Below are 13,240 nucleotides of genomic sequence, written 5' to 3' on the forward strand. Positions count from 1 at the left end.
CGGCGTACCAATCAACTAAAATATCTCCCGTTTTTGGTGATACTGTAATTGTTGGGTGTGTTGGTTCTGGATCTGGCTTTGGATCTGGTTTTGGATCTGGTTTTGGATCTGGTTTTGGACCCGGATTTGGTTCTGGATTTGGACTCGGATTTGGATTTGGATCTGGCTTTGGACCCGGATTTGGATTTGGGTTTGGCTCTGGATTTGGACCCGGATTTGGATTTAGGTTTGGCTCTGGATTTGGATTTGGGTTTGGCTCTGGATTTGGATCTGGCTTTTTCCCATCTCCTTCTTGTCCATTAAGTTGTTGTTTATTATCATTCACTTTTCCCAGTTCAGGCAAATTCCCCGTCGGTTCTGCCACAGGTCCAACCATATTAGTTGGTAAATCTAGTTTTTGTGGAGTTGGTGCATCTGATAATTTGATTTGTGGATCTTTCTTTTCCACCGATACTTCATCTGGTTTATACGTTACTGGCGTAATTGGTGATTTATTATTTCCAATTAAGTCTGCTAAATTAATAGTTGGTTTTTCACCTGGTTTTTCATCTTTTTTTGCAGGATCAGCGACTAAATTTGGGAACATAGACTGTAAATTGCCCCCTGTAATACGATCATCTTTTTTCTCTTCTGTATTACTTGCTAGTTTTACTGGTTCTTTTCCTGCTGTCTTAAAGCCTTTGTCATACACAAGATACCCTGACGTTCCAAGTAAAGCGACTGACATTACTGATATAGCGACTTTTTTCCCTAAGTTATTATTGTTTTCCTCCATGTCCTTTTCCCCTTTTCCTATCTTTATTGAATCCAACCGTTTGTTTTCATTTCTGTTAGTTTTTCTTGCGCGGCTTTTACTTCAGATTCATTTTCATTTGCTTGCACTGTTTTTCTTAAGAAGCGACTTGCTTCCTCATATTTTTTCTGTTTAATTTTAAACATCCCGAATGCAAAATTCACATGTGGATTCTCATCGTTTTGTGAGTATGCTTCTGTGAAAAGTTTCTCTGCTTCATTACCTTGTCCCACTTTATCGTATAAAATCCCAATATTTACAAGCGTATTTATGTCGCGTGTTCCGCTACTGACAACTCTATTGTAAGCTTCTAACGCTTGCTGATATGCAGCAGTACTCTTTGCACCATCTCGTGTTTCATAAAATTGGCCCGCTTCGTAATACACAATTCCTAGTTGATTTAACAACTCAATATTTTTCATATCTTTTTGAATCGCTACTTGTAAAATGTGAGATGCTTGTTGATAATTCATTTCTTTCTTCGCGCTATCAATTAAGTTTGTTTTATTCCAAAGCACATATAAATTTGAAAGTTCAATTGTATATATCGGATTCTTTGAATCTTGCATAATAGCTTCTTTAAAGAAAGATTCTGCTTTGTCTAACTGTACAGTTGCCGTTGATAATTGACCTTTTAAATACGAAACAATTGCCTTATCTTCATTTGTTTTCGTACTCATTTTGACAATAACATCTTCTGCCTTTTCAAATTCTTTCATTTTCATATGACTTACAGCTAAATCCCGCATCGCATCTTTTTTGTATGGTTCAATTCCTTTTGCATTATTCGCTAACGCTTGTTCAAAATTTTGCACTGCTTCTTGATATTTTCCAATGCGGAAATTTGCTGAAGCTAATAGATAAGCAGCTTCATTATTTTCTTTATCTATTTCTCTATCTTTTATTAGTTTTGTAATATAATCGATTGCAATTTTATTTTTTCCTTCAGCAACGTAAATCGTTGCTAATTGGAGATAAGCCTCGTCTTTACCCTTCACAGCAATTGCATACCCAACAGCTTCTTCTGCTTTTGTATATTTTTTATCATCATAAGCTTGTCTTGCTTGTTCCATAAACTTTTGATATTTAGCGTTTGTTGTGTAGAAATAAAATAACGTTGAACCACCTATTACAACTACTACGGTTGAGCCAATAATCAAAATTCGCTTTTTATTCTTTTTCCACCATGTAGAAAAAGCCGACGGTTCACTTTGTTCATGCGCTACTGTAAGTGGTTGATTTGATGCTTTTGCATTTAAAATTTCATCATCTATATCATATTCCACTTGTTTTTTCGTTTGTTTCCGGCTCTGTAGAATACTAGTTGGAACTGTAATTGTAGCTGCTACTTCTTGCTGCGACTGTGTTCCTTGCTCTTCTTTTATCTCTTCAATAATGCTTTCAATTTCCTGTTTTAACGCCTGATCAATGTTTGGAAATTGTACGATTCGTGAATAGACGAAACAAGCAAATACTGCATTGTTTTCTCGTTCCAATTCAGTAGCTAATTCCAAATAATGTTGTAGTACCATTTTATTATTTATTTCAGGCTCTTGACTCTCCATAGTTTGAATGATATATGCGAGTTCTTTTTGTAGAGCTGTTGATGGATTGAGTGAATTGAAAATTATTTTATACTCATATAATGCCGCTTGTTTAAATCCTCTCTCTTCTAATAATCTTGCAATTTCCAAACATTTTGATACAAAAAGAGAGTGTTCTTCTGCTGACTGCCTTTCCGCATCAATTTTTATTCTTTCTCTCGCGCTATTGAATACATCGTACCACTGTGCAAAGCTTGGGCATTCTGCGAAAGAGTTACTACTCCATGCCTGCTTAAATAATTTTGCAATTTCTCCATTCCATTGATTATGTAATACTTGCTGAAGTAACGTATATCTTTCACATTCTGTCTGCATTTCTTCCGTTTTAAAGTAACTTGCATCCGTCCACTTTTTATTTCGAACTTCTTCACTACACCAACTTAATATTTCTCCTAATAAAATGGCGCCTGCAAATCGATCGGCTTCTTTTTGCCATACTCCACTTTTTAAATACATTGGTGCGTAGCCCGCTGAACCTGCTGGCAATAACAAAGGTCTTTTCGTTTTTGGACCATACATTTGCTCAACGTCAACAAGTTCGATATAGTGTTGGCCTTCAATTGGACTTTCACTTAAGAAAGGTATGAGTACGTTGCTAGACGATAAATCATTATGAGCAACTTCATTTTCTTCCATCATTTTAAGTGTTGTAAGAAATGCTTCTGCAATAAAGAAACATTGTTCTTTTGATAACATTCGTTGTTCTTGTAAAATATCCGCCCAAGTTGGACCTTCAATCCAAGGCATTACAATACTATTAGCAAGATCTTCTGATTTTTCGATAGCAGATGTATGTTCTTCTTTAGTAACGATATAACGTGAACATACTTTAAGACCCGCTAAGGAAGAAAGTGGTTTCAGAAATGCTAGTTGATGTTTTTCCTCACGATAGCGTTCCTTAAAAACTTTTAATGCAATTCGTTCCACACCATTTTCCTGTTGTAATTGATAAACTGTTCCTTGCCTTCCCTCTTGACCATAGGGCATTTCAATACCAATTACAGCTGGGTGTTTCTCAAAACGATAAACATCTTTATTAAGACTAATTTTTTCTCCTACTTCTGGTCGGAATCCCATTTTATCCCCTTACTCTCGTATAACAATTTTCCCAAAAAAGACCAGGAACAATAGCTCCTGGTCTTTTGCAATTGTTCTATTCTTAGTATGTGTTATCTGTACTACGGAATTTCTCAGCAATACGTTTTAGGTCTCTCGAAATTCCTTCTAAAATTGGAATGTATTGTTGCATTTTTTGTTTAGAATTTTCAAATTCCCCTCTGAATTTCGCTTGTGTTGACCCAGCCCATTGACCATCTAAGCTTTTAATATCACCTTCAAGTCTATTAACTTGACTTTGTGCTTCCGCAGCTGCGTTATTAAAGTTATTAGAAATTCTTTCAAGGTCTTCTGGTCTAATTTTAATTTCTGTCATTGTATTAATTTCCCCTTTCAAATCATAAATGATACAACAATTAGATTATAAACTATATTCATACAATTTTAAAAGGGTTAAATTACAAAAAAATTCTATTTTCTTGTAATTTAACCCTATTTTAATATTATTTAACTCTATTTTCAGACCATTTCACAATAATTTTATCTGTCATCGTGCGAAGTAAATGTAATGGTGTATATGCACATTTGATTTTGATTGGCTTTCTACGTACGCAATATCCATCCCCACTTAATAATTCTTGATCGATTTCAGCATGTGGAAGTTTCATATTAAAGAAATACACATCGTTATTATGGGTCGTTCCTAATAAATAACTAATACTTCTCTTCCTAATTTCCGCAAACCATTTTTCATGTGAAAAGCTATTTACACTAGATGTTGTAGCAGCCGTTAAAAAATGAACCCCTTTATTTTTACAGTTTTGAACTATTAGTTCCATTTTATTTTTCGCCTCATAGTCGCTAGCTAGTATAGTTAACATTTGATCAATATCATCAATCGCAACGATTATTTTCTTATATGGAAACTCCACTGTTACGTTTGGATCTATAGAAGGTATTACTGCTTCTCTATTATTTATTAGCTCTAACAATTCATCTAACATTTGTTTTAATTGCATAGCATCTGTAACTTTCTTCTCCACATGTGGTAAATCTCCAAGTGCTAATATGCCTGTAGGTCTTTCACCAAGGTCTACTAAGTATAGCTCAACCTTTTCTGGAGAGTATTGGTATGTAGTAGTGAACAGAAGCGTTTGTAATAACGACGTTTTTCCACCTTCTATTCTTCCCCCAACAAATATATGACTCATTTCATCTAAAGAAAAACTTTGTAAACGAATGTCCTCTGTCTCTATACCTGCTGAAATTTGAGCTGGTTCTAATTTTCCAACCATATGCTCTACAAATATTTCTTTAGGGACCATTGGAATCTCTTTTGCTTTTTCACCATCCCATTCACTGCTCATTTTTTGGATAATCGTTTTTAATTGTTGAGAGTACTCAAGTTCACTTTCACCTATAAAAGGCAGTGCTGCTTGGAACAATTCAGGTGGTTGTCCTTTCATTAACCCACGGCCAGTAGGAACTTCAATTAACGGGAAATTCGGTCTACCAACTAAACTAGGATATTCAGCTCTATCTTGCAATTCAAATGTAATTGCCATCGGTATATTATTACGAACACGATCAAACATATCAATTGTTTGATTAAGTGAGAAATAGAAGTACACGCCATATGTGCTTGATTCGCGTAATAACATTTCTAATACTTCATTCTCTTTTTCAAATTCATTTTTAAATCTTATATAACCATCTACCATTACAACGATAGCAGGAATTTTCTTTCCAACCATTCGATTATACATAGAGAATGACTTTGCACCGATATTAGAAAAACTCTCTTTTCTATGCGTGATTTCTTTCTTTAAAAATCCGAATAGACGTTTCATTTTTTCATTTTCATCCTCTTGTACAACTCCGCCTATATGAGGTAAATCTCTAAAATCTAAGAACATACGGCCAAAATCAATAACATAGAAATTCACTTCTTCTGGTGTGTGAGATACAGCTAAGGACATAATAATTGTTTGCAACATCGTCGTTTTCCCTGTACCTGGCATACCATAAATATTTAAATGCCCTTCTTGTAAATCTAACTTCAGAGGAAATTGTGCTTGATTTGCAACATCATCAATTAATCCTACTGTTACTTGTAAATATTCTTTCGGTTTATTCCAATCAGCAATTGTCCAATTTTCCATAGCATAAAATTCTTTTAACAATAATTTTTCTGGTAATGGATCCAGCCATGGTCCTGGTAATGCTTTAATATTTTGTTTTTCTGATACGCTCTGTACATATTGAATAAAAGCCTGTAATTGCTTTGGACTATTTGTCATTGGTTTTGGACGCTTTTTCACTTTTATTCTTTCACCGGAAAGCTTAACTTCTGTAAAGTCAACAATATCAAGAACTTTCTCTTCATCCGGATTATAAGGTGCTCCGCTCCATGCAGATTGGAATAATTCCAATACTTCATTGCTACCAACTTGGAGATACCCTCGTCCTGGTACATTGATTTTAGATGCATCTGGAATCTTTAACATTTCACGACTATCCGCGTCATCTTGTACACGTAAACAAATTCGAAAACGCGAGTTACTCCAAATCTTGTCATTTACAACCCCTGAAGGTTTTTGAGTTGCTAATAATAAGTGAACCCCTAAAGTTCTTCCTATGGCAGCGACACTAATTAGCTCGTCCATAAATTCAGGTTGTTCCTTTTTCATTTGAGCAAACTCATCAATAACAATAAATAAATGTGGTAAAGGTTCTTTTTCACGCCAGCTTGTTTCATAATATTCATCTAGATGCTGGACATTTCCAGCCTGAATGAATAATTTTTGTCTCCGCTCTAATTCTGCCTTTAATGATATTCTGGCACGCTCAATTAAGTTTGGATCCTCTAAGTTCGTAATAGATGCAATAATATGTGGTAATCCAGTAAATGTGTTTGACATTCCACCACCTTTATAATCGATAAGCATAAATGCCATCTCATGAGGGTGATAGGTTGCTGCTAACGCTGCTATTATAGACTGAATCACTTCACTTTTTCCTGATCCTGTTGTACCAGCCATTAGACCGTGTGGACCATGCCCTTTTTTCTCTATTTTATCGTGAATATTTAGAAAAACAGGTTTACTTCCTTCTCTCACACCAATTGGAACCGGTAATGAAGTCGGATATCGATTTTCTTTCCATCTATCTAGCACTTGTAACTCTTCCATGTTTTTAGCTTGAAACAAGTCTAAAAATGTTAATACTTTCGGAATGTTGGCTGCTGTAGAACTTTTCATTCGAATTGGAGCAATGCTTCGCGCTCCTAGTTCACATCGCTCGAATGAAAGTCGATCTACTTTAAAACTAGCACGCGTTGTCCCACTATTTTCAGCTGAACTTGAAAACGTTTCTACTAACTCACCATTTTCTCCATTTAAGCTTATTACAAGATCACATTCCATCGGTAAGCGTTCCTTTTGTTCCGCAAAAATAAATGTAGAAGCTCCTACACTTTCACCTTCTCTAAGTAACATTGGAATTAAAGGGTCATCCTCTAAAAATTCTCTCGCTGATAAGAAAAAGACGTACATTGGAATTAAAGGAACTTTTGCATCCGCTTGCGCAGAAGAATTATAGATTCTACGCATATTAAGTGGGGTAAATAGTACTTCAGCTAGTTTCTGTGCATCTTGTTGATTTTCAGATAAAAAACGCATACTTCTCTGTTCATCCCATACATGAGGAAGCCACCTCATCCAATCCCATTGTTTTTTCTCTTTCTCATGATAAAAGGCTGCTATTTTCACTTCATTCGGTGCATGATGCGTCATAATTTGTGTCGTTACAATTCGAATAAAGTTTAGTCTATCTTCTTTATTTCCGACTACACCAATTACGTCGTTTTTTTTCAAAGAAATTGAAATGTGTCCATTTGGTATCGTATTGAAATCCCTTTTCACATTTTGCGCTTCTGTAACTAATGGATTTTCTTCATAACCTTTCTGCTCAGGTACCTTCAATTCTACAAGGAATGGTCTTTCTCCTGTACCAATACGAATATCTAAAAAGTCTGGACTTTCAGGTGTACGCTCCCATAAATTACTTTCCCGATTTTCAATTCTTTGTACACTTTTTAATGGGCTTGGATTTTGTGTAATTAAATATTTTGCTTGTTCAACCTTTAACGTATCTAATTCCACTCGATGCTTTTGAATTTGCTCTAAGTATCTTGTTTGTAATTGTTCAACCATTTGACGATGTTCTTTCTTTTTACGGAAATGCCCCATTGTTGTAATTACATATGATCCCAACATTGGAATACTTGAAACCATCATTAATGGCATATAACTTGAATTCATCTTCATAAATTTCATCATTACAAAATATAATACCAATGTTAAAACCGTCATCATTGCTGGCAGTAACATTGTTTCAATTGAAAACTTCGGCTCCTCCGGTATATTCGGCGGATCATGAATAATAACATCCCCTGTTGGTATATCTACTTTCACACGCGGAGAGCGTTGAAAATACGGTGATTTTTGCACAAAACATTTCTCCTTCCCCATTCAAAAACTATTACTCAATGATTTTCCATACATAATCTTCTTCACTAGTAGATATATCTTGTTTAACAGGTTCATTATAAACTTCTTCTGCCGGTAGCATTTCAAAAGAAGGGATAATCGATCCTTTTTTATATAGCATTACATATTGTCCATCCCACACATCATTATCGCGCAAAGTTTCATCATTTCGAATAGAATGCCATTCTTCTTTATCTTTTGCCACTCTAATTTCATAGATACCGCTCAATGCTTCATCTATTTTTTCATGATGTAAAATTGCTTCAATAATTTGTACCGCTTTTACGTCATTTGGAATTGCAATATCAATTTCTTCATTTGATTGTTTTATGTACGTCACAATAATCTCTTCCACGTTAATTCACCTTTTTTCCATCGTGTTTGTTACCAAGAAACATCTAAAAATGAAATATCATCACTTGTCGGAGAGTTCTGTGCCCTCTCGATTTCTTTTAACACTTCCTCAAAATTATACTGCTTAAGTGGTGCAAGTCCGTCTGAGTGAATAACTATCCGATTCGCTTCTGGTCTAGATAATGTCTTTGAAAAAACCGCCAATTCCCCTCCAATAATGCCTCGCTGTGTAGACCATCTTTTCTCTATATTTCTCTCAAACTTCATTACATTCGAACAATTCTCTTTATCTTGAAACAATTGTACAAATGAATCGCCATGTGTAACTATCGTTATTTGTACTTTATCTTGATTTGGAATAAGTTCTATTTTCCCGCCAATAAACATCGCTTCACTACCTTGTTTTCGCTTTTCCTCCAAGACATCGCGAAGTAACCACGGTGTTTGTTCTGGCAATCGAAATGCACTCACTTCCTCTGAAGCTTCTTCTATCCAATTTTTCAACTGATCATTTAATAATGCAGCAATATCCCGTCCAATTTCTTGATACGTCTCAAACAAGTTTAATAACTTCATACCAAGAAATTTTGCAGCAATTTCACCATGAAAAGACAGACCTACACCATCACATAACGCAAATATGAAACTAGTTCCATTATCTTGAAATGCTAGGAAGTCCTGTCCACTCTCATTTAAATCCTGCGTCTCTTTTGCTCTTACATAACTATATCGATAAGTAAAATGTTTCATTTTCTTTTCTTGCAATACCGTTTCTTTCTTTTGCGATAGGATATATTTCACCATACGTCCCCCTCCTATCGAACCGGCGTTGCAGCAGACATTTGAAATCCAAGTGATACTAAGTCCGCATTTGTCCCAGGAAACATCATCACAGCACCATCTGCAATATGAAACCCATGTTCCGTCATCATCTCACGATAGCTTTGAGGGATAGGTGATGAAAGTCTTTGCAACTTTGCACCATATTCATCTGTAATCTCTGTATTTGGCATAATCCCTTCCCACTTCTTTATATTAGAAATTTGTTCTTGCATAATTTCATCTGAAATAAAAATATTTTCAATTAGTACATTTCCATCAGGTACAGACATATTCATAATTCTTCGTACAATTAATTCTGGATCTTCACCAGTTGAAGCCCCATCTGTCATATGACAAACAACAGGAGCTGGTCCATCTTGTAAATTTGATAATTCCTTTTGCAATAACTTCTCCACTACAGAGAAAGCTTTTGCTGTATCAGTTAAACGATGCGTTTGGATTTTTTCTAGTGGGCGAAGTCTTGCTACCTCGTCTATTGTTTTCACACCACCCAATAAATCAAAAACATGATCGCTATAGGCTAAAATAGATAACTTATATCTTGGAAGCAAGCGACTACCTTTTGTTGAACGAAATACCATTTGGCGAATCGCTAAAGAAAGAGCATCCGTTACAATATCAATTCTTCTTTTTTCTTCTCCGCCTGCATCCATCATTTGGTTCATTGATGCGCTTACATCCAGAAGATAAATTATATAAGCTGGTGTTTGTTGTGTTGCTTGAGTTTGATATAACATGTTTCATACCCTTCCATACATTATTATATGAACTTTTTTTATATTCATATTTCATTATAACTTATGAATTTTCTTTTTCTCAATTCATTATAAAATGTTCTTAATATAATTAACATATTTTCACACAAAAAAAACGATTATGTATTTTAATATATGTCGAAATGCATAAACCCCTTCTATATTATAGAAGGGGTTTAATATTATGGTATAAGACGCGTACAATCTCTCGGAAAAGCACTCGCTTCTCTCACATTCGATAACTCTAAAAGTTTATATACAACTCTCTCTAATCCAACTCCAAAACCACCATGCGGGGGACAACCATATCGGAATGTATTTAAATAAGATTGAAATTTATCGGGATGTAATCCTTTTTCTTTAAAAGAAGCAAGTAACATTTCATAATTATGAATTCGTTGTGCTCCTGATGTTATTTCTAATCCTTTATATAGTAGGTCGAACGAATCAGTAATAGCCGGATTCTCGTTGTTTGGCATCGTATACATCGGTCTCGCTTCTTTCGGATAATGTGTAATAAAAACAAATTCACTCTTATATGTTTCCTTCACATATTTCCCTAGTAACTTTTCACCTTCTGTATCTAAATCCCCTATAGGAGATTCTTTACGATACTTACTTTTCAAGATTTCTTGTGCTTCTAACAATGTAATTTTCGGTATTTCAGTAATGACAGGTACTTCTATTTGTAATAGTTGTAGTTCTTTTTCACAGTTTTTTGCTACTTGTTGAAACATATATCGTAAAACATCTGTTTCTAATTGCATCACTTCATGAAAATCATGAATAAAGCCCAGCTCTACGTCTAACGATATATATTCATTTAAATGACGGGAAGAATTGTGATGTTCCGCCCTATAAACAGGTGCAATTTCAAAAACACGTTCGAGTCCCCCAGCTACCATCATTTGTTTATAAAACTGTGGTGATTGTGCTAAATAAGCTTCTTTTTGGAAGTATGGAAGCTTAAAAACATTCGCTCCTCCTTCTGCCCCTTGGGAAACAATTTTCGGAGTAAATATACGTGTGAAATCGTTCTCTATAAGGAATTCACTAAAGCTCTGAACGAGTGCAGATTTCACTTTAAATATCGCCGCGGTTTGCTCATGTCTTAATGATAATACTCTCTCATTAAGTAGTTGATCTAAACCAACTTGTAACTTCTTTTTATTTATTTCAAACGGAAGTGGTTCTGCACCATTTAATATTTTCACTTCGTGAGCAAGTACTTCTACGCCTAATTCTGTTTTTGACGTCTCAACTATTTCACCAATTACGTGGACAACACTTTCTACATCGACTTTGAATCCAGCTAACTCGTTTTCTAATACACATTGAATTACTCCCGTTCTGTCCCGTAATAATAAAAAACTAACATTACCTAGATGACGAATCTTTTTTACCCATCCTTGAAGTGATACAACCTTTCCGCTTTGCTCCGTACATTCTTTTGTGAGTGAACGTTTCATGATTTGATCCATTATATTTCCCTCCAGTAATTTTATATTTATTTACGTTATTGTTGTCATCGTCGTCATCCACGGTCACTCACCCCCTTTCAAAGAATACAAAAATCCGCCCCTAATAAATAGGGACGGATTTTTCCGCGGTACCACCCAAATTGTCATAATGACCATCTTAGTCCTGATAACGGTAGGTACCGTTTGCTTTTACTAATTATCACGTTCAAAGCAACACTCACAGGTGTCTTTCCATCATGCGGTATCGCAATCTTTCCAGCAACCGATTGCTCTCTGTAGACCTTTGCATCATGTACTTTTCCTGATCATCACTTTTTATATTTACAGAGTATTCTATCTCTTTACCCTATAAAATGCAAGCACTTTTAAATATATTTTGATTTTTCACATCCAGTTTTGTACAATCTCCTCTAAAGCCATTCCACGTGAACCTTTCAATAAAACAACATCCTTTTTCGTTATAACTTTCAATACTTCCTCTGCTATCTCGGCTTTATTATCAAATGAATGCACTTTTCCTGTATGATAGTTCTTTCTTGCTTCTTCCGCTACAATTTCAGCTAACTCTCCATACGTAAATACATATTGAATGCTCTCTTCATTTAACATTTTACCAATTTCTCTATGATATGTTTCCGCTTTCTTGCCTAACTCCAACATATCCCCAATCACTATAATTTTTTTCTTATAGGCATTTAATTTCTGCAACGTTTCAATTGCTGCCTTCATGGAGGACGGACTGGCATTCCATGCATCGTTAATAATTGTAAAACCTGTTTTAGCAATTAAAAACTGAAAGCGCATTTGTGTAATATTTATTTGCTGCAATGCTTCTTGTATTTTTTCTATTGGGACTTTGTAAAATTGACCTACAGCGATTCCAACAATCGTATTAAAAATATTATGTTTTCCATGTAAGGGAACATCGTACTGTATTTTTGAATGATTTAATTTAAAGTGAACGCCATATTCATCTAATTGTACGTTCGTTGGAAACAAATCATTTGTATACTTTCCACCAAACGACTTACTTTCTATACCTAGCATATTAATATTTTGAGAAAGTAATGGCTCATCACCATTATATAAGAACAGTCCATCATCATTTAATCCGTCTACAATTTCAAATTTAGCCCTCGCAATCTCTTCCCTTGATCCAAGCGTTTCTAAGTGTGACTGTCCAGTCATTGTAATGATCGCTACATCTGGCTGTGCGATTCGTGATAAATTTCGAATTTGTCCTTTTTCACTCATTCCCATTTCAAGTATTAAGAACTCAGTATTTCGTTTCATTTCTAAAATTGTTAACGGCAAACCGATTTGACTATTAAAATTACCCTTTGTTTTATGCACTTTATAAGTTGAACTTAAAATGCCTCCTATTATATCTTTTACCGTAGTCTTGCCATTACTACCTGTAATTCCTATTACTTTTACATTTAGCTCTCTTCGATAAAATTGTGCCAATTGTTGCAATGCAAACAAAGTGTCATCCACAAATATAATTGGAATCCCTTTTGGCGGAGTACCGTAAGACTTTTTCCATAAGGTAGCGACAGCTCCATTATCCATTGCCTCTTTCACATACTCATGCCCATCTTTCATCCTAATGATTGGAACAAATAAATTTCCTTCTTTCATGCTTTTAGAATCTATGCAGACACCATGTATCTCTATAAGATGAAACGATTCTTGTAATCCTTCTCCATTTACTACTTCTTCAAGTTTTTTCAAATTCATTTGAATCAAAGTATCACTTTTTTCCATTTAATTACATATTTACTGTTTTATTTACGCATATTAA

8 protein-coding genes, 1 pseudogene and 1 other annotated feature are annotated in these 13,240 nt (G+C 34.9%); all 9 genes and pseudogenes read right to left on the bottom strand.

Annotated features, from left to right (window positions below):
* Positions 1 to 775: pseudogene (locus DN390_RS31160) on the bottom strand (hypothetical protein); the annotation flags it as partial.
* 23 nt (positions 776 to 798) lie between these two features.
* The gene (locus tag DN390_RS14470) at positions 799 to 3,474 is read right to left on the bottom strand and encodes a tetratricopeptide repeat protein (RefSeq protein WP_140969552.1); all 2,676 of its coding nucleotides are present in this window, start codon (positions 3,472 to 3,474) and stop codon (positions 799 to 801) included.
* Positions 3,475 to 3,556: 82 nt separating this feature from the next.
* Positions 3,557 to 3,829, bottom strand: a complete 273-nt coding sequence (locus DN390_RS14475) for a WXG100 family type VII secretion target (RefSeq protein ID WP_000136048.1) — start codon at positions 3,827 to 3,829, stop codon at positions 3,557 to 3,559.
* Between the two features lie 127 nt (positions 3,830 to 3,956).
* Positions 3,957 to 7,964, bottom strand: a complete 4,008-nt coding sequence (gene essC, locus DN390_RS14480) for a type VII secretion protein EssC (protein ID WP_140969551.1) — start codon at positions 7,962 to 7,964, stop codon at positions 3,957 to 3,959.
* Positions 7,965 to 7,995: 31 nt separating this feature from the next.
* Positions 7,996 to 8,358 (bottom strand): ubiquitin family protein, encoded by a 363-nt coding sequence (locus DN390_RS14485; RefSeq protein ID WP_060630646.1) that lies wholly within the window; start codon positions 8,356 to 8,358, stop codon positions 7,996 to 7,998.
* A 29-nt stretch (positions 8,359 to 8,387) separates the two neighbouring features.
* Positions 8,388 to 9,161: a hypothetical protein gene (locus tag DN390_RS14490; protein ID WP_147807655.1), complete on the bottom strand. Its 774-nt coding sequence runs from the start codon at positions 9,159 to 9,161 to the stop codon at positions 8,388 to 8,390.
* An 11-nt stretch (positions 9,162 to 9,172) separates the two neighbouring features.
* A complete protein-coding gene (locus tag DN390_RS14495; protein WP_147807656.1) occupies positions 9,173 to 9,937 on the bottom strand; it encodes a vWA domain-containing protein in 765 nt (254 codons plus the stop codon).
* 200 nt (positions 9,938 to 10,137) lie between these two features.
* A complete protein-coding gene (gene aspS, locus DN390_RS14500; protein WP_147807657.1) occupies positions 10,138 to 11,436 on the bottom strand; it encodes an aspartate--tRNA(Asn) ligase in 1,299 nt (432 codons plus the stop codon).
* Between the two features lie 106 nt (positions 11,437 to 11,542).
* Positions 11,543 to 11,754: a binding site (T-box leader), on the bottom strand.
* A gap of 66 nt (positions 11,755 to 11,820) precedes the next feature.
* On the bottom strand, positions 11,821 to 13,203 hold the full coding sequence (locus DN390_RS14505; RefSeq protein WP_147807658.1) for a UDP-N-acetylmuramoyl-tripeptide--D-alanyl-D-alanine ligase: 1,383 nt from the start codon (positions 13,201 to 13,203) through the stop codon (positions 11,821 to 11,823).
* Positions 13,204 to 13,240 lie beyond the last annotated feature (37 nt).

The organism is Bacillus sp. SH7-1 (assembly GCF_008042405.1).
GTDB lineage: Bacteria > Bacillota > Bacilli > Bacillales > Bacillaceae_G > Bacillus_A > Bacillus_A thuringiensis_N.